This is a genomic window from Burkholderia sp. ABCPW 111, from assembly GCF_000773065.1.
Classification (GTDB): Bacteria; Pseudomonadota; Gammaproteobacteria; order Burkholderiales; family Burkholderiaceae; genus Burkholderia; species Burkholderia savannae.
The window spans coordinates 41,539-59,799 of sequence record NZ_JPWT01000002.1 but is presented as its reverse complement, the minus strand read 5'-3'; the positions used below and the strand labels follow the sequence as shown (position 1 = coordinate 59,799).

Here is an 18,261-nt window from a genome sequence, read left to right as displayed (position 1 = left end):
AAGCGAAACGGTGTGCGTCGGATATGTCAAACGTGAGGCGAGCCGCGCGCATCGCGCGCGCCGCTTGCCGCGAGCCCGAGACGGGCGGCGAGCGCCGCGAGCGTCTGCCCGCACGACGCTTCGACCTTCAGCGTCAGCAGCGGATCGGCGCGCGTGTGCCCGAGATTGATCGCGGCGATCGGCTTGCGCCGATCGTCCGCCCACACGCAGAACCGGTAGCCGGAATACACCATTAGCGACGAGCCCGCGACGAGCATCGCGTCCGCCTCCTCGAGCGAACGCGCGGCGGCCGCCACGCGCTCGCGCGGCACGTTCTCGCCGAAGAACACGACGGCCGGCTTCAGCAGCCCGCCGCACGCGGGGCACGCGGGCACGCGAAACGTGTCGAGCGCGCGCCATTCGAGATGCGCGTCGCCGTCGGCGGCCGGCTCCGCTTCGGCATCGAGCAATGCGGGATTGTCCGCTTCGAGAATGTGCTGGATCGCCGCGCGCGCGTGATGCGCGCCGCAATCGAGGCAGGTGACGCCGCCGATGCCGCCGTGCAGCTCGATGACGTCGGCGCTGCCCGCGCGCTGATGCAGCCCGTCGACGTTCTGCGTGACGAGCCGCGCGATCCGCCCCGCCGCGCCGAGGCTCGCGAGCGCATGATGCGACGCGTTCGGCTGCGCGCGCCCGACCACCGGCCAGCCGAGCATGCTGCGCGCCCAATAACGGCGGCGCGCGTGATCGGATTCGAGAAACTCGCGGTACTGGATCGGCTGCGAGCGCATCCATGCGCCGTTGCGGTCGCGATAGCCGGGAATGCCGGAATCGGTGCTGATGCCCGCGCCAGTCAGCACGAAAAGGCGCGGATGGCGCTCGACGAACGCGTGCAGCGCGTCGAGCGCGTGCGATTCGGCTGGGGGAGCCGCGCCCGAAGGCGAAAGCGGCGGCGACGAAACGGCGGAATCGGTCATGACAAAGAGGGCTCGTCCGGCAGGATCAACCGCTCGGGGACGTGCGCGGTCTGCCTGCGTGCCGTCACATAATACAGAACGCCGGGCACGACGAGGCCGATGATCCACGAAATGTCGGTGCCGCCCAGCTTCGCGACGAGCGGCCCGGTATAGAACTCGGTCGCGATGAACGGCATCTGCACGAGCACGCCGAGCGCGTAGACCGACACGCCCGCGACGTTCCAGCGCCCGTAGCGGCCGTCGGGATCGTAGAGGGCGGGCACGTCGTAGCGCTCCTTCGTCACCCAGTAGAAATCGACGAGGTTGATCGCGCTCCACGGCGTGAAGAACGCGAGCAAGAACAAGATGAATGCGGAGAAGTCCTTCAGGAACGCGTGACGGCCGACGAGCGCGAGCCACGCAACCGCGGCGACCATCGTGAGCACGTATGCCATGCGCGCGCGCTGTGAGATCTGCGCGCGCCCGGAAAAACCGGTGACGATCGTCGCGACCGACATCACGCTGCCGTACGCGTTGAGCGTCGTGATCGTCAGCTTGCCGAACGCAATCGCGAAATAGAGCAGCGCGGCCGCCGCGCCGCCCGCGCCGAGGCTCACGATGAACTGCACTTCGTGGCCGGCGAACTGCTTGCCCGCGAGCGCCGCGGCGAATACGCCGAACACCATCGACGCCTGCGCGCCGAGCACCGAGCCGAGGCCGATCGCCCAGAACGTGCGGCGCGCGGACGTCGCGCGCGGCAAATAGCGCGAGTAATCGGCGACGTACGGCCCATACGCGATCTGCCACGACGCGGACAGCGAAATCGCAAGCAGGAAGCTCGCCAGCGAGAAATGCCGGATCGCGAGCAGCGCGCCGATGTCGTGCCCGGCGAGGAGCCGCGCGAACATGTAGACGAACGCGATCACGCCAACCACGCTCGACACGCGGCCGAGCGCGTGAATCGTCCGGTAGCCGAACACCGCGAGCACGACGACGACAGCGATGAACGCAAAGATGCCGACCGTGTCGTCGACGCCGACGAGTTGCGCGAGCGCCTGGCCGGCGAGCACGGTGCCGCTCGCGGAGAAGCCGACGTACATCAGGCAGACGAGCACGAGCGGAATCACCGCGCCGTAGATGCCGAACTGCACGCGGCTCGAGATCATCTGCGGCAGGCCGAACTGCGGGCCCTGCGCGCCGTGCAGCGCCATCACCGCGCCGCCGAGCAACTGGCCGAGCGCGAGCCCGACGAGCGACCAGAACACGTCGCCGCCCAGCACGACCGCGAGCGCGCCGGTGACAATCGCCGTTACCTGCAGATTCGCGCCGAGCCAAAGCGTGAACTGGCTCGACAGCTTGCCGTGACGTTCGTGGTCGGGAATGTAATCGATCGTGCGGCGCTCGCGCAGCGGGCGGCGTTGAGCGTCGATGGCGTTCGGCATGGTGGCGGGTCCGGGAATGGTCTGAGGTTCGGAGCGCTCACCCTAACCGCCCAAAATTGTATAGACAACTCTTTCGGAGGCTCGGGTTTATACCGAGGCAGGCGATCGCGCACCACACCTTTATCGGACGATGCAACGTACGCTGCGGCAAAGTTCGTTGTCGTTCAAGACGCCGATCGAGTGCGAATTTCATCGTCTTTCATTCCATTCGCCCACCAAGGGCTGAGCGTCGTTTCGACATTCAACCGGCAAGCACGTGCACGATCGCGCGCCGACTCGACGAGCGCACATCGATAACCATTTGTCGAAGGAATGAATTTGCAGGAAACAAGAAACGTGATTGTTTGATTTTTACGTTCGGGAGCCAATCTCGACATTCGTGACTTCGAATTTACTTCACATATGAATTTCGGTTATTTCGCGAAGCATGAAACAAAATCATCGACATGTATCGGCCGTTGAGCGGTCGGCTCACTCGCCGTCACGACACGATTCGCCGGCTCGGTTCATTTCGATATAAGGAGCAGCGCTCGACAATCCGCCTTATCCCGCCGAAATAAATGTGTAAGAAATATTCCGAACACATCCCCCTAACCATCCCGGTTTCCTAAAGGATCGAACATCATTACATATGAAGTTATTACATTTCATTACAATTTAAGAGGTGCCAATCGCAGTGGGAATGGCATGATTCCGCACGAGGGACGAAGCAGCTCACTATTCGCATTACAAATCGATTACCCCTCCGACCCGTTATGTCCAACACCCCCCCGAAAGTTTCGTCACTGATATACCGGCCTGACATCGATGGATTACGCGCAATAGCCGTCACGTCGGTTTTGCTTTTCCACGCATTTCCCGGAGTGGTTTCGGGCGGATTCGTCGGCGTCGATATTTTCTTCGTCATCTCGGGATATCTGATCACGAGCATCCTCGTCGACGAAGTACGCGGCAATCGGTTCAGCATCGCCACGTTCTATGCGCGTCGCGCGCGCCGGATCTTCCCCGCGCTGGTCGCCGTGCTCGCGACGGTCCTGGTGATAGGCTGGGGCGTGCTCGTCACGGACGAGTTGCGCGAGCTCGGCAAACACATAGCCGCGGGCGCGGGCTTCGTATCGAATCTCGTGCTGTGGAGCGAGACGGGATATTTCGATCGCGCGGCGGAATTCAAACCGCTGCTGCATCTGTGGTCGCTCGGCGTCGAAGAGCAGTTCTACATCTTGTGGCCGCTGGCGCTCGCCCTGACGCACCGGAGCCGCGCAGCGCTCGTGGCGACCGTCATGCTGATCTTCTCGGCGTCCTTCGCGCTGAACATCGGCCTCGTCGCCAATCACCCGTCCGCTGCGTTCTTTTCGCCCTTCACACGCTTCTGGGAGTTGATGATCGGAAGCATGCTGACGCTCAACGCGGATAGGCTGCAGCGCGCGCCGCATGCGCTGCGCAGTCTCGCATCGATCGTCGGCGCCATCCTGTGCGCAATCGCCGTGTTCGGCCTGAATGGCGCACAAAGCTATCCCGGCTGGCGCGCGCTGCTGCCGACGCTCGGCGCGGCACTGCTAATCGCGGGCGGCGTCAACGGCTTCGCGAACCAGGCGCTCAAACGCCCGATCATGGTGTGGATCGGCAAGATCAGCTATCCGCTGTATCTGTGGCACTGGCCGTTGCTGTCGTTCGCGGCGATCGTCGCCGGCGCCCAACCCGCTGCACCGGTGCGCACCGCATTGCTGCTCGCGAGCGTACTGCTCGCGTGGCTGACCTATCGGCTCATCGAAACGCCCGTGCGGCATCACACGAACCGGATGATCGCCATCGCCACACCGAGTTGCGCACTGCTCGTCGCAGGTTCGATCGGCGCATTCGTCTTTCTAGCGGCGCCGCAGGCTCCAAGCCAGCTCTACAGCCGATACGGCGACATTGCGACAGCAACGCACGGCGCGGGCCACGAGTTCATCAGCACCGACTGCGGCATCGCCGAAAACGATCTGAAGGGCGCCGTATGCGCATTCGACAAACGCAACACGCCGCGATTCGCGATGATCGGCGACAGCAAGGCGGAAGCCGTCATCTGGGGATTCCTAAGAGAATCGCAGCCCGACTCGCGCTGGAAGTTCTTCGATCGTAGCGGATGTGTACCGTTGACAGGTATCGTGCGCACGTCGTCGTATGCCGACGACAATCCGAAGGATTGCACGCAGTTCGCGCAACTGGAAATACAACACGTTGCAGCCGACCCCAACATCAAGCTTGTGACCATCGCCACGGCGAGCCGCATGCTGTTTGGCCCCGACTATGCAAATGCGCAGACGCTCGCGCCCGACAAGCAAGGACCGTTACACGGCCTCGACGGCACGATTCGCGTGCTCGAAGGCGCCGGCAAACGCGTGGCCCTGCTCGTGGACAATCCGACGCTGCCAGACCCGCACGATTGCATGGAAAGAAGCGCGATGCGATACCGGATCGTCCGCGCGCTCGCGTCGCCGAACGAGAACGCATGCACGCTCAGCTATCGCAAACATCTCGAGACGACGAAAGAATATCGGGTGCTGGTCGACCAATTGCAAAAGAACCACCCGAATCTCCTGGTTCTGGACGCAACGCCGATCCTGTGCGATATCCGTAACGACACATGCCCAATCAGCAAGGACGGCAACTACCTCTACAGCTACGGCGACCACGTATCCGATTATGCGAGCACGATGATCGCGCACGCGTTCCTTCCCAAGCTGGTCGAGGCCGTCCGCTGATTCACTCGCGCCGCACGGTATGGGTCCGCTCGCCACGCCGAAGCAGCCGTCCATCGTTTCGCCGCCAGAAGCACTCGCGTGAAATCGAAGCAGTGCATTCGATGCCAACGCAACCAAGGAAAAGCGCGGATGCCTGAGTTGAACGACTGTCGATACATTCTCGTAGCGGCGGCGCGTCGCGCCGACATCGCCAGCCTCCTTCGCATGCTCCGCGCGCGGACGAACCGCTTCCCGCCGAAAGCGCGCCATCGTCCGGCGTCCCTTGAGAACCGAGGGGGCCTCGTGAAATATTCAGTTCGACGCGTACGGTCAACGCAGAGGTATTCACGCCGATCGCGTTCCGGCACGCCCAGTCGCCAAACGTTCGACCAGCGTGCAGCACACCGCGAATGACGTCGCGCGTACGGCTCGTCATGCGGTCATGTGCGTGTACCGGCGAATGCCTTTGATTTCCGTTGCACGGTTGAGGCGAACATCGAAAATCCGACTTGCCCGATTTGTCTTTTTCGATGTCCGGCCTCACTCGTCGCGACATTGAAGGTCGAACGCCTGTGGGCGTTCGGCTGGAACATGCTACTCAGATATCCAACCTGCAGCAGAACAGTGTGGAGCTTGCGTATGACTAGCGACTGGTCGATCGAAACCATCCGCGATCCGCTTTACCGAACCAAGTTCGTGACCGTACCGGACATCGTCGATGAATGGCTGTCCGAAACCGGTGGCGTCTACAAGAAAGATGTCCTCGAGTTCGGCTGCGGCGAAGGCACGATGGCGCTCGGAATGGCATTGAGAAAGGATGTGCAGCGAGTCGTCGGCGTAGAAATTCTGGACGTGCACGAACAATGCCTGCCGATCGCGCGGCGCGAAATCGGCCTGCACGCGCTCCCGGACAATCTGTTCTTCCGGCGGATCACACCGGGCGCGGATCTCACGTGCTTCGGCGATTTCGACGTCGTCTATACGTGGTCGGTTTTCGAGCATGTGTCGCAAGACATGCTGATGCGATCTCTCGCATCGATTAAATCAGCACTCAAGCCGGGCGGATCGTTCTTTCTGCAGATCTCCCCGCTATTTTATTCGCCGAACGGATCACACATGGGACCGTGGATACCGGAACCTTGGGCGCACCTGTCGATGCCATTGGATGACTTTCACGAGCGCCTTCTGCAAGCGCCGCAGACGCCCGCCCATGTTCGATCGGAATGGTCGGTCTACATCCCGCTGACGGCGGATGTCGAAGCTGAGCGAGCGGCGCTTTGGGAAACGTATGCGACGCTGAACAAGGTCACGGCCCCACAACTCTGCCGCCTCATCGAAGAAGCGGGTTTCCGGATCGTTCGCGACTATCGCACGAAGACGGACCTGCCGATTCCGAAGGCACTGTCCGACATTTATCACGAAGACGTGCTGACCACCGAGCAAATCGTCCTGCTAATGCAGCATCGTTGAAATTCGCATTCAGCCGTGCGAATGATCAAGCAGGCCCCGTGCCTGATTCGGATGCCGAATCGCAAAGTCATTTCAGCGTGATTTCGCCTTTCCATCTCACATTGCCTTTGGGGCAATGAAGACCAGTTTCCGGAACGGAGCGTATCCCGACATTGCGCTATCATTGCAAAAAAATGAAGTTAAATGCAATGAACAGGCGCGCGACGATTCTACGGGGACTGAAATTTCGAGGCGCGGTTGGAGTGGAGATCGCGCCGCTCGACAAACCGCTGGTTACACGCGATATGGGCGAAGTGTTATACGTCGACCATGCAGATACGGCAACACTGAAGCGGAAATATCGACGCGATGCCGCCATTCGGCACGATGCGATCGTCGACATAGACGGTGTCTGGGGCAAAAACACACTGAGCGAAGCAATCGGCGGCCCGAAAGTCGACTACATCGTCGCATCGCATGTGATCGGACACGTGCCCGATCTCGTCACATGGTTGATCGAACTGGATTCCGTGCTCGCGCCTGCGGGACAGGTACGCCTGGCGATTCCCGACATGCGGTTCACGTTCGGGAGGTATCCGGATATTCGTGTGTGAGGCCGCCTGAAGCCCCGCGCAATATCCCCCCACCCCCGCACGCGACAAATCCCCGAGCGCCGCATTTCCTCACCCCGCAACACAATTGCGGCACGCTCGCCCGTCGCCGCCTCTCCTCCGGATGCGCCGGCCGTCGACGCTCGCCTGCGATTGCCTCGCGCGATGCCGTCGCAATGCGCACGTATTCAAAAGGCCGAAGCCGGCTCGACGGCTCGAGGCGGCCGCCTGACCGCCCGTCGCCGGCTTTGCCCCCGTCGCGAACCGCGCCGCATCGCGGCGGCTTCGCTCACGGCGCCGGTTGACCGGCCAGCCCCGCAGCGGCGGCGACGCGATCCGCCGGATCGGCCTGCGCGCCCTGCCCGCCCGGGGCAGCCGAGTCGGCCTATGCGCCCTGCCCGCCGAGGGCAACCGAGTCGGCCTGCGCGCCCCGCCCGCCCGGGGCAACCGAGTCGGCCTGCGCGCCCCGCCCGCCCGGGGCAGCCGAGTCGGCCAGCTCGCCGTCAGCCGCCGCTTGCTCCTTCTCCTCCTCCTTCTCCTTCTCCTTCTCCTTCTCCTCCCGAAGCACCGCATCGACCTCCTTGCGGATCGCCTCCTCATCCGGCTCCGCCGGCCACGCGAGCGAAGCCGGGAAATCCGCGGCCTCCACGACGCGCACGAGCTTCATCTGATACTGCGCCCATGCGTCGAAGAGCGCGCGCTCGAACGCGTCGAGTTGCCCCGCCGCGAGCGCGTCGGCCTTGCCGAGATTCTTCGCGCGCGCCTTCTCCATGCGCGACATGAACGCGTTCATCGCCGCCTGCCGCTCCTTGCGCGCGACGACAGCCGCGTCGACCACCCACGTCCCGTCGCGCCACACGTATTCGTCCGACGGCCGCGGCGCCGTCGTCAGGCCCGCGTCCTCCGGCGTCACGCCCGCCTTCGTGATCTCGGCGGGCGCGCCGGTGTCGGTGCGGTACAGGCGTACGCCGCGATAGTCGGGCAGCAGCACCCAGTCGCCGTCCTTCCAGAACGGCCAAGTCATCGGCGCGCGCTCGGGCAGCGGCTTCGTCTCACAGAACGCGGGAATCAGCCAGCGCGTCGGGTTCATCGGGTCGATGTCGGCCAGAAAGCTGATCACGTATTGGCCGGTCAAGTTGTCGTATTGATTGCAAAGCACGTCGTTCTCCTCAAATTAGTAAGCGCGAATCATCGCGAGCACGGCCAGGTTGCGCGGGCGCGTTTCGTTGCCGCCGTCGGCCGCGACGTGAATCGCATGGCTGTGAGCGCCGGAGCCGCCGATGCCGATGTTGTGCGCATGCGTCCCCGCACCTTCCGTGTTGAATTCATGGTTGTGGCCGCCCGACGGTGACGTGTAAGCCCACGGATTGTCGTTGTCCACGCCGCCGTGCGAGCCGGCCTGTCCCTGCGAATGCGCGCCCCAAGGCTGAACGTTCGCCTCCGAGTAAGGCGCGATGTGCTGGTGTTCGCCAACGCTCCCCGTCCATCCATGGTGGCCGTGCCAGCCCTGGTTGTCCGTCCATGCGTTGTGGCTGTGATCGCCGACGCCGTCCGCCGACGCGCCGTGCGCATGCGACCGGTTCTGACTGTCCTGCCACGTGCCGATCTTTCGATCGACGTCGCCGCCTCGGCCGTCGTCCCAGCATCGCAGGAACTCGCCGCGAAGCTCGGGAATCCGGAAGGTCGTCGCGCCGTCGCCGTCCGTGAAGCATCCCCAGTTCGCGGAAGCACCGCCCCAGTTGTTCTCGGCGACCAACGCGCCGCTCGCCTGCGCATATGCCCACAGCGCCGGGTAGTCCGCACGTTTGAGCAGTGCGCCATTGCATTTGAGATAACCGGCGCGCGCGCTCGTGCGCATTTCGAAGACGATCTGACCGATCATCGCCGATGCAACTTCGCCGGCAACCCATTGCGTTGTCGCAAAGCGGTTCGACCGATCGGTGGCGTCCGGGTGGCTGCCGAACGCCGGCCTATCGAAATACGTGCCTTCCGGCGAGAAATGCACGGTCTGAATGCCGTTGTTGGATACGCCGAAATGCCCGTCGGCCATGTGGAACAGGCCGGTGTCCGGCGCGCCGGCGTTCGCAAACGTCAGCGACGGAAACGCCACCGAGCCTTCGGCGAGCACGACGCGCGCGCCCGGATCGAGCTTCAGATCGCCCTTCAACGCGCCGCCGCGGTTCAGGTCGAGCGGCGTCAGAGTGCCTTCGTGCCAGACGGCCTTGCCGTCGACGCGGAACGTGCGGTCGCCAAACATGTACTGGTACGAGCCGATCGTCGGCGACCACCAGCCCGTCGAATCCTTGCTCGTGTAGAAATAGCCGTCGACGGGCCCGAGCTTGACGTGCCCTTCGGCCGTGTTTCGGCCGACCGTCAGATCCCCGGTGACGTTCGCCGCCCCGCCGAACACCGCGCCGGCTCCGCTGCCGTCGACGACCACCTTCCCGCTCTCGAGCGACCACGAGAGCGGCCGCCAGTCGTTCCACGAGCCGAGCGGGTCGCCCTTCTTCGTCGACAGCAGATAGACGGACACGTCGTCGTTGCGGATGAACGCGCCGTACTGGTTGCCGCACGCGCGCAACTGGCCGCCGTCGCCGCGGTCGAGCCCGCCCGCGATCATGCCGTTCGACGCCGACGCGTTGCCGCGCACCTGCAGCGCATCGCGGCCATTGTCGTCGGACGTGCCGATGAGCGTGCGCCCTTCCTTCGTCACGCGCACGCGCTCGGCATTGCCGGTCACGAGCACCACCGGGCCCGCCGCGCCGACGCGCGCGCCGCCGTCGCCCGACAGCACGACGGCCGGCTGCCCCTGCGACGCGAGCTGCAGCACGCCGTCGCTCGGCGAGAACATGCCGGTATCCGGATCGTTCGCGAAGCCGAAGCCCGCGTTGCGCTCGTTGTTCGGCGTGGCCGGGCCGGTCTTGCCGAGCAGCGGGCCCTCCATCGTGTCGCCGGCCTTCAGCACGCGGCCCTTGTCGCGGCGCTCGATGTCATCCTTCAGGTAACGCGTGCGGTTGACGAGTTGATTCGCCTGACGATTCGAAATACCGTCCGGCCCGCCCTCGACGGGATCGGACGTTTCGATCTGGTAAATGTCTTCCTCCCACTTGGAGGTTTCGACTAGCTTGGACATTAGCTGCTCCCATGGTTGTACTGTCCGTCGTAGCGCGCGGCGCCGTTGTAGCGCACGGGCACTTCGCGGTATTCGAGGCTCGCGAGTTCACAGCGCGCCGGCGCGAACGCGGCGAGCGTCGCGCGCAGCAGCGCGGCCTGGTCGTTCGTGATCGCGCGCTCGCGCAGGATCACGCGGTACACCGCCCAGAGGCCCGGATCGCCGTGCACCATCCAGCCGTTGTAGCGGCGCTTGCCGTCGTACGACACGCGCGCGATGTTCTCGACGAGTTCCACTTCGCCGAAGCCGAGCCGCCGGATCACTTCGCGCACCGCCCACGGCGTGCCCTTGTAGCGATGCAGCTCGATCGCGCCCTTGATGAGCGCGCGGCGCGCGTCGTCGGATTCGGCAAGGCTCCAGCCGTCCTCGCCCATCACCGAGAACTGCTCGGCAAGATGCGGCAGCGCCGTCGCGTCGACGCTGTCGATCAGGTAGACGAGGATCGGCGACAGATCGATGTTGTCGTGCCGCGCGGCGAGCTGCGCGAGCGCCGCGAAGCGGCGGTCCCTCGCGAGCGGCGGCGGCAACAGGGTGTCAGCCATGCGCGACTCCGGTCGCGACCACCGACACGCTCGTGCAGCGCGCCCATTCGTCGCCGGCGAGCACGCGCAGCGCGAGGCCGTTCAGGTCGACGTCGTAGACGCCCCGCACCTGCAGCGCGGCCGTGAGCTGCGCGGGCACGATGTCGCGGCCAAGGCCCGCCGAGCGGTTCGCGCGATACGCGTTCGCCGCGGCGCGCGCCTGCGCGAGCACGGTGCCCGCGTCGGCGTCCTTGTACAGCGTGAGGCGCGCGTCGATCGCGTAGTCGACGGGCTTCGGCGCGCGCACCTCGACGAAATCGGTGAGCGGGCGCTTCTTCTCGTCGTCGAGCGCTTGCGCGACGAGCGCGAGGATGTCGTCGCCGGGCAGGCCGGTGTCGACGAGCGGATGCACGCGCACGCTGCCGGGCGGCACGCCGTTGACCGACACGAGCCGGCCGTCGCGCGCCGCCATTTCGGGGCCGATCACGCTCACGTCGACGATCGACTGGTGCGCGCTCTTCGCATGGAACACGTATGCGAGCCGCGGGCCCGCGGTGCTGAACGCCTCGGGCGCGAGCTGGATGCGCTCGCGCAGCCGTTCGGTCTCCTCTTCTTCGTAGCCGTTCGCGCTCGTCTGCGTGTTCGCGACGCTCACGTCGACGTCGCCGAGATCGTCGACGAGCGAGTTGATCTGGCCCGGCTGCCAGCCGTTGCCGAGCGCGCCGGCGGTGTCGCAGGTCGCGGCGACGTCGATCGACGTGCGGCCGGCCGCGAGCACCGCGTCGGCGTCGGTGGCGAACGACACGCCGCCGTCGCTCGTCTCGACGCGCGTGCCGGCCGCGATCAGCAGGTTCGACGCGAGCGGCGCGTCGAGCGAGAAGCGCACGACGGTCTTCGCGGGCTGCGCGGGCAGGCGCGTGACGCCGACGAGCTGGCCGAGATAGTCGATCATCGGCGCGCGCGCGAACGCGACGAGATTCTGCTTCGCCGCTTCCTGCACGCCGACGCGCACGAGGGTTTCGCGGTACGCGACGATGTCGATCAGCACGCGCTCGACTTGCGCCGGATACAGCGTCTTGCCGGTGCGCGCTTCGTATTCGGCGATGATGTCGGCCGTGATCGCCTGCGGATCGCGGTCGATGAAATTCGGTTCGGATAGGGTCATCGGGGCACCTCGGTTTCGCGGATCACGCCGTCGGCGAGCCGCCATTGCACGCGCAGCGTTTCGTGCGCCGCGTCGATCGCCGGCATCACGCGAACCACCTCGCAGCGCGGCTCCCAACGGCGGATCGCGTCGACGGCTTCGCGCACGAGGTGCGGCGTCGCCCGATCGATCGGCATGTCGAGATAGAGGCTCAGGTTCGAGCCGAAGTCGGGCCGGTGCGGGTCGCTCCCCTTCGGGGTGCCGAGAATCACGCGGATGGCCTGATCGATGTCGGCAACGCCTTCGACGACGTCGTCGCGGCCGAGGGCGGGTTGCCAGTGAACGGAGGTGATGTCGGTTAGCCGGGTCATGCGCTCATGTTGCCGCGCGGCCGGGCGAAGGGATATTAACGAAGCTTAAAAGCGCGCGGCGAGCGCGGAGGAAGCGCGAGACGCGCAGGGCGGGGGCGGCACGTCGTCGTCCGGCGCCATGGCTGCGCGACGCTTCGTCGTGGCGGAACGCACGGGGCCGCCGCGATGCAGCCGGCTGCCCCGTCCGTGTTCCCGTTCGCTACGCCGCTGTCGCGACGCATGCCGGCGGCATCGGCAGATCGATGTTCGGCCAGCGCGACGCTTCACCGAGGTTGCGCAGCGCCTGCCGGTATCGCAGCAGCTGCGCGTAGTCGTCGGGCGTCAGCGTCGTGCCGTCGCCGAGCGCCTGTTCGTCCCGGTGGCGCGACGTGAGCCAGTCGGTCGCGGCGAGCGCCGCATCGCGCGCCGCGCGCTTCGCGTCGGCGAGCTGCTTGCGCGTGGGCTTCTCGGGGTCGACGAGGAGCGGATGGCCGTCCGCCGTCACCGCCATCGTCTTGCCCGCCGCCGCGCCCGCGAGCAGCATCGCGTGCTGCTCCGGCGTGATCTCGACGAACGTCAGGCCGTCCGGCTTCGATCGTTCGTCGCAGAAGGTTCGAATGAATCCCAATGTGTCGTATCCGGCCAAGATTCGCGTCATCGTCATTTCCCCGTTGCGTGCCAATAGACGAGCCAGCCGGGATACGTTCCGCCCGTCTCGTTGAAAGCCCTCAATTTCACGCCGTCCTGCGTCATGCTTCCGTGGATGACGATCACCATCGCGGCGCCAAGGCCCACGTGATTCGCTGCCACGTTGAAACAAGCGTTGGGAAAGCGCTTCGGAAAGACGACGTTGATATCCCCGTTCGCATCCGTCACGCCCTGCCCCCATTGCTCGATCTTGCCGGTGGGCGAACGCTCGTAGCCGGTCGGCCCGTGGCTGAACTCGAATGCGCCGTTGTTGATCGTCATCAGCGGCGAGCCGGCCATCATCTCCCACTGATAAACCGCCGAGATCAGCGCCCAGTCGCCCGGCAGCAGCGTGAAGCTCGTCACTGTCGACGACAGCGAGCCGCCCGACGGTCCGAAGAATATGTCGCCGCCCTGCCGCGAAATCGTCTTGGGCATCGAGCCGGAGTTCATGAACAGAAACGTCGCGCCTCTTTTCACCGCCGAGTAAAGCGGCAGCACGACGCTCGCGCCGTCGTTCAACGAGATCGCCGACCCCGCCTGCGCCGGCGTCAGCGTGGTCGCGGCGTCGAGCACCATGATCGCCTGAAAATTGCCGAGCGCGCGCTGCACGAACGCCGTCGTCGCGATGTTTGGGCTGCTGTCGAATTGGGGAACAGTCTGTGTAGCAGCTCCGTAGACGTATCTCAGTGCGACAGTGCCGCCGCAAATGTCCCATTCCCCTCCGCGAGAGAACAATTCCAGCGTGTCGCCCGAATGCAGCATGATCGACGACGACTTGCCAGTCGCGTACGACCAGATGAAATCGTTGTCCTGCGTCGCGACAGTCTGATCGACACCGGATTGGTTGACGAATGCCACCTTTCCGCCCGCCGCGATGCTAGCGCCGGCCGGGAGGTTCGTCGTGAACGACGAAGTCCCGTTGAGCTCGATGATGTTGCCGACGTTGCCGCTGGTCAATGTGGTTGCTGCGTTGATGACAGCACTCCCGGAATAACTTCCGAGCGCGCGTTGCACGAACGCCGTCGTCGCGAGCTTGGCGGAGTTGTCGAACTGGGGAGGTGTCGTCCAGTTCGGACCAGCCATTGCCGATGCAAACGGCAGTTGCGCGCTGCCGCCAGTTGCAATCCACTGAGTCGGCGGAACCGCTACGAGCAGCAAGCTGTCGCCCGATGCCAATGTCACGCTCGGATTCCCGCCGTTCAAGAGGATCGTGTCGGTCCCGTCGCGAGTGATCGTCAAGGGGGCGGTGCTGCTGTTGTTGAACAAGAACGTGCCGCCGAGCGGCATGGCCGACGTGGATGGCAAGGTGAACGTCGACGCGGTGCCCCCCCAGAAATTGACGCAGCTTCCCGCTTGCGACGCCGTGAGCTTCTGCGACGAGGTGTACGACGCGAAATTGACATTCCCGAGCGCGCGCTGCACGAACTCGGTCGTCGCCATTTTCGTGCTGCTGTCGAACGGAGCCGGCGTTGGCCCTTTCGGCGCGCCGGTGAACGTCGGGGAATCAAGCGGAGCCTTCCGAGACAATGCGTTCGTCATCGTCGTCGCGAAATTCGGATCATTTCCGAGCGCGTTCGCGAGCTCGTTCAACGTGTCGAGCGTTGCAGGAGACTGGCCGACGAGCGCCGCGATCCGGTCCGCGAGATCGACCTTCGTCGCGTACTGCGGATGCGGATCGGCGGCGGCGGCGTGCCCGCTCAAGCCGGATTGCGACTGCTCGATCTGCTGCTTCAGGTAAAGCGTGCGATTGCCGAGCTGCTTGGCCTGACGGTTCGAGATGCCGTCCGGCCCGCCTTCGACAGGATCGGACATTTCGATCTGGTAGATCTCTTCTTCCCACTTGGAAGTTTCGACTAGCTTGGACATAGGCTGCTCCTGAGGTTGTACTACCCGTCGTCAAGCGCGGCGCCGCCGGATTGCACGGCGCCGCGCGGAAAGCTGCGCACACGCGTTCGCCGTGCATCGCCACCGATGCGCGCGCGATTGCGGATGCGAATGCAAATTCAGATGCCGATGGATGCGGACCGGAACGTGCGCGCGGCGCGTGCGAAGCGCGGCTCCGCCCGGTCGATCGGCACGTCGAGAAGAGAATGAGTCGGAACCGGCCCGCGTTCGGGCCTGCGTGGATCGCGGCGCTTCGGGATGCGAAGCATTGCGCGATGGGCCTGGTCGATGCCGGCAACGCGAACGACGAAATCGTCGCGCCCGAGGGCGGGCTGCCGGTGCACGGAGAGGATGTCGGTAAGCCGGGTCATGCGCTCATGGTGCCGCGCGCCCGGCTCGGAGGATATTAAAGTGTCTTAAAACTCAATGCGAGTGGTGATTCGAGTTGCCGCCCGCATCCATGATCGCGCCCGTCGCGTCGATGTCGCCGTCGACCTTCACGTTGCCCGCGATGCTCGCGCCGCCGCCGCCCGAGCCGGTCATCCCGCCTTCGTAGGTCAGCTTGCCCTTGACCGTCACGTTCGCGGAAAACTCCGTCTCGGGCGCGATGACCGTCACCTTCGCGCCCGCGCGCAGCACGATCTCGGCGCCCGCGTCGACGACGACCTGCGCCATTCCGCGGCACGCGAGCACGTGCGTCGCGCGATCGTATTCGAGCGTCGCGCCGTCCTTGAAGCGCGCGACGAATTTGTTCGGATCGCTAACGGGCGGCTTGTCGGCGGCCGAGTAGACCGCGCCGAGGATCACGCCGTCCTCGCCGCGGCCGTCCATCAGCACCGCAACCTGCTCGCCTTCGTCGTAGGTCCAGCAGCACTGGTCGTTCTGCGTCTTCGGATACGCGATCGGCAGCCACATCGTGCGCAGGTTGCCGAGGTCCGCGAGCCGCACGCGCGCGAAGCCGGGCTTCGACGCGCTCACCGTGCCGAAGCGCACGGTCGCGCCGAATGCGTCGAGCGTGTCGTTCATTGCTTGTCCTTCGTCTGGTTGGATGACGGATCGGCCGCGCCGTAGGCGATCAGCGGCTTCGCGGATGGCTTCCGAGCGGGCTGCGTGCCTGCCTGCGCGCCGCCGTCGGGCCGCGCGTCGCGCGACGCGCGCTTCACCTCGATCTCGGTCGTGTAGCCGCCGCCGCGATCGATCCGGTGGCGCGCCGTCTCGATCAGATATTTGCCCGACAGCCGCCCGTAGCCCGTCAGCTCGATCGCGTTGCCGGCGACGAGCCGCGTGTTGCCGTCGAGCTCGAACGTGCCCGTCGTCCGCTGCAGGTTCGCGCGGTCGAGCGCGGCCTGCGTGCGCGCCTCGAGCGTCGCCTTCGAGCCCGCGCGCGCGGTCACGCGCAGCGTGTCGGCGCTCGTGTCGCGGCCGGACGACGCCGGCGCGCCGGATTCGCCGGCCGCGCCGGATTGGGCGGCCGCGCCGGCCACGTCGATCTTGCCGTCCTTCATGCCGTACACGATGAGCTTCTTCGTCGCCGGATTGTGATAGCCGCCCTTCGCGGCCGCGTAGACGTCCTTGATCTTGTCGGTGAGGCGAATCGATTTCAGATCGCCGCGCGTGAAGCGCAGCGCCGCGTCGGCGTCGCGCAGGTCCGCGAGCTCGGTGAATACGAGCGTGCGGCCGACGATCTTGAACGCGTAGCCGTACTCACGCGCGAGCCGCGCGAGGAACGCGACGTCGGGCTCCTCGTACTGCGTGATGCGGTCGATCCGGATCTCGCGGATCTTGCCCGTCAGCGTGAGCCGGTTGCGCTTCGCGACGCGCGCGGCGATCGCGGCGAGCGTGGTGCGCTCGTACGGCTTCGAGCGGTCCGTGCGCAGCGGCGCGGCGACGCCTGTCGCGAGCGCGCGGATCGTCACCGTCGACGGCGGATCGTCGAACGACAGCTCGTCGATCTCGAAACGCCCGCACGGCAAGAGCGGCGCGCCGACGTAGCCGATCCGCAGCGCGAGCGCGTCGCCCTTGCCCGGATACCACGCGTCGCGCCAGCGGCCGTCGGCGTCCTCGAGCACGACTTCGATCTCGTCCGACTGGCCCGACAGGAAATCCGTGTACGCGACCGACGTCACGTACGGCGCGACGTCGGTCGTGATGTTCTTCTGCTCGTAGGTCAGCACGAAGGTCGGGCGCGGCACGTCGGCGACGCCCGGCGGCAGCAGCGCCGCAAGCGGGTTCAGCGTTTCCATGGCGGCAGGTCCTCCGACAGTTCGGCGCGCGCGATCACCGGAATCGACAGCGCGAGGCCGCTCGGCAGTAGCGGCGTGATCGGCACGTCGGGGTTCGCCGCGATGATCCGCTCGTACGCGAACGGATCGCCGTAGTAGCGATGGGCGAGCTGATCCCAGCGCTCGCCTTCGGTCGTGACATGGGTCAGAAACATCAGATCCTCCGTGTGGCGACGGCCGCCGCGAGCTTGCTCACGCTCGGCGCGGCCGAGGCGATCGCGTCGACGGCGTTCGACAGCTCGCGCGCGGCGGTGTCCACGGCGTCGCCGATCGTGTCGAGCGTCGCGTTCGCGAGCGGCTTGTACGCGGCCTGCACCGCAACCGCGGCGTCGTGGCTCGCGCGCAGGATGTTCGCGGCGTCCGGAATGTGCGCGGTCACGGCCGCGACGGCCGGCGAGAGCTTCTCGAGCGGCTCGGCCGCGCGCTTGATGTCGAGCAGCACGCCGGGCGCGCGGCCGAGCGCCGCGATCGGATCGTGCCTGAACTCGCGCACGACGCTCACCGCGTCCGAAGCGGTGCGCAGCGCGGCCTGCGCCTGCGACGCGTACGACACGACCTGCCGCACCGCGCCGCGCACGGTGTTGATCGCCGATTTGACGTCGGCGGCCGTCTGCGACACCGCCTGCGCGGCGGCGGGCGGCACCTTCGGCTGCACCGCGGGCGGCGCGAGCGCGGTCAGCTTCTCGCCGACGTATTCCTTCAGCGTGATCGACGCGTCGAGCGCGAGCACCGCGCCGGAAGGCTCGCTCTGCTTGTGCGTCGCCTGGACTTCGGTCAGCACGAACCAGCCCTTGTAGTCGCCGTTGCCGAACACGAGCGCCATCGCCTGGCCCGCGCGCTGCGCGTTGCGCAGCTTCGCGAGCTCGGCTTCGGGATCGCAGAAGCGATAGTGAAACGACAGTGCGATGCGGATCTCGTCGAGCCGGTCCGCGATCCGTTGCAGACGCGGCTTGCCGTCGATCAGCGCATGCTCCGCGTAGTCGGCGCCGAACGTCGCGTCGAAGCCGTCGAAGTAGCCGACCAAATCGAATGGGATGTCACCGAGCACGGCGAACATA

General features: G+C 65.7%; 17 protein-coding genes and 1 pseudogene. 3 read left to right on the top strand and 15 right to left on the bottom strand.

Annotated elements, in window-relative coordinates:
* Nucleotides 1-26: 26 nt before the first annotated feature.
* Both X946_RS01840 and X946_RS01835 read right to left on the bottom strand, forming a co-directional pair.
* Nucleotides 27-956 (bottom strand): NAD-dependent protein deacetylase, encoded by a 930-nt coding sequence (locus tag X946_RS01840; protein WP_038743449.1) that lies wholly within the window; start codon nucleotides 954-956, stop codon nucleotides 27-29.
* A complete protein-coding gene (locus X946_RS01835) occupies nucleotides 953-2,377 on the bottom strand; it encodes a purine-cytosine permease family protein (protein WP_038743447.1) in 1,425 nt (474 codons plus the stop codon). Before X946_RS01835 ends, X946_RS01840 begins: the two co-directional genes overlap by 4 nt.
* Nucleotides 2,378-3,132: 755 nt before the next feature.
* Between X946_RS01835 and X946_RS01830 the strand changes: the two genes are divergently transcribed.
* From X946_RS01830 to X946_RS01820, 3 genes are all read left to right on the top strand, one after another.
* Entirely contained in the window at nucleotides 3,133-5,121 is a 1,989-nt protein-coding gene (locus X946_RS01830; RefSeq protein WP_038743445.1) for an acyltransferase family protein, read from the top strand.
* A gap of 618 nt (nucleotides 5,122-5,739) precedes the next feature.
* Nucleotides 5,740-6,570: an SAM-dependent methyltransferase gene (locus tag X946_RS01825; protein WP_038743443.1), complete on the top strand. Its 831-nt coding sequence runs from the start codon at nucleotides 5,740-5,742 to the stop codon at nucleotides 6,568-6,570.
* Between the two features lie 242 nt (nucleotides 6,571-6,812).
* Entirely contained in the window at nucleotides 6,813-7,163 is a 351-nt protein-coding gene (locus X946_RS01820) for a hypothetical protein (RefSeq protein WP_052144973.1), read from the top strand.
* A gap of 382 nt (nucleotides 7,164-7,545) precedes the next feature.
* On the opposite strand, the gene X946_RS01815 is transcribed toward X946_RS01820, so the two are convergent.
* The 13 genes and pseudogenes from X946_RS01815 to X946_RS01760 form a co-directional block, all read right to left on the bottom strand.
* Nucleotides 7,546-8,319, bottom strand: a complete 774-nt coding sequence (locus tag X946_RS01815; RefSeq protein ID WP_052144972.1) for a tail fiber assembly protein — start codon at nucleotides 8,317-8,319, stop codon at nucleotides 7,546-7,548.
* Nucleotides 8,320-8,334: 15 nt separating this feature from the next.
* Nucleotides 8,335-10,293 carry a phage tail protein gene (locus X946_RS01810; RefSeq protein ID WP_038743441.1) on the bottom strand — a complete coding sequence of 653 codons (1,959 nt, stop codon included), beginning with the start codon at nucleotides 10,291-10,293 and terminating at the stop codon, nucleotides 8,335-8,337.
* Nucleotides 10,293-10,874 (bottom strand): phage tail protein I, encoded by a 582-nt coding sequence (locus X946_RS01805; protein WP_038743439.1) that lies wholly within the window; start codon nucleotides 10,872-10,874, stop codon nucleotides 10,293-10,295. The genes X946_RS01810 and X946_RS01805 overlap by 1 nt, the downstream gene beginning before the upstream one ends.
* Nucleotides 10,867-12,018, bottom strand: a complete 1,152-nt coding sequence (locus tag X946_RS01800; RefSeq protein ID WP_038743437.1) for a baseplate assembly protein — start codon at nucleotides 12,016-12,018, stop codon at nucleotides 10,867-10,869. The genes X946_RS01805 and X946_RS01800 overlap by 8 nt, the downstream gene beginning before the upstream one ends.
* On the bottom strand, nucleotides 12,015-12,368 hold the full coding sequence (locus X946_RS01795; protein WP_038743435.1) for a GPW/gp25 family protein: 354 nt from the start codon (nucleotides 12,366-12,368) through the stop codon (nucleotides 12,015-12,017). Before X946_RS01795 ends, X946_RS01800 begins: the two co-directional genes overlap by 4 nt.
* 199 nt (nucleotides 12,369-12,567) lie before the next feature.
* Nucleotides 12,568-13,005: a phage tail assembly chaperone gene (locus tag X946_RS01790; protein WP_231752813.1), complete on the bottom strand. Its 438-nt coding sequence runs from the start codon at nucleotides 13,003-13,005 to the stop codon at nucleotides 12,568-12,570.
* A 2-nt stretch (nucleotides 13,006-13,007) separates the two neighbouring features.
* Nucleotides 13,008-13,316, bottom strand: a complete 309-nt coding sequence (locus X946_RS36800) for a gp53-like domain-containing protein (RefSeq protein WP_442854583.1) — start codon at nucleotides 13,314-13,316, stop codon at nucleotides 13,008-13,010.
* Between the two features lie 609 nt (nucleotides 13,317-13,925).
* Nucleotides 13,926-14,903: pseudogene (locus tag X946_RS36795) on the bottom strand (gp53-like domain-containing protein); the annotation flags it as partial.
* 137 nt (nucleotides 14,904-15,040) lie between these two features.
* Nucleotides 15,041-15,292: a hypothetical protein gene (locus X946_RS32975; protein ID WP_145986861.1), complete on the bottom strand. Its 252-nt coding sequence runs from the start codon at nucleotides 15,290-15,292 to the stop codon at nucleotides 15,041-15,043.
* A gap of 52 nt (nucleotides 15,293-15,344) precedes the next feature.
* Complete coding sequence (locus X946_RS01775) at nucleotides 15,345-15,947, bottom strand: phage baseplate assembly protein V (RefSeq protein ID WP_038743429.1); 603 nt, start codon at nucleotides 15,945-15,947, stop codon at nucleotides 15,345-15,347.
* Nucleotides 15,944-17,164 (bottom strand): phage late control D family protein, encoded by a 1,221-nt coding sequence (locus X946_RS01770; RefSeq protein ID WP_038743428.1) that lies wholly within the window; start codon nucleotides 17,162-17,164, stop codon nucleotides 15,944-15,946. Before X946_RS01770 ends, X946_RS01775 begins: the two co-directional genes overlap by 4 nt.
* Nucleotides 17,152-17,358 (bottom strand): tail protein X, encoded by a 207-nt coding sequence (locus X946_RS01765; protein ID WP_038743426.1) that lies wholly within the window; start codon nucleotides 17,356-17,358, stop codon nucleotides 17,152-17,154. The genes X946_RS01770 and X946_RS01765 overlap by 13 nt, the downstream gene beginning before the upstream one ends.
* Nucleotides 17,358-18,260, bottom strand: a complete 903-nt coding sequence (locus tag X946_RS01760; RefSeq protein ID WP_038743424.1) for a phage tail protein — start codon at nucleotides 18,258-18,260, stop codon at nucleotides 17,358-17,360. The genes X946_RS01765 and X946_RS01760 overlap by 1 nt, the downstream gene beginning before the upstream one ends.
* Between the last annotated feature and the right edge of the window lies 1 nt (nucleotide 18,261).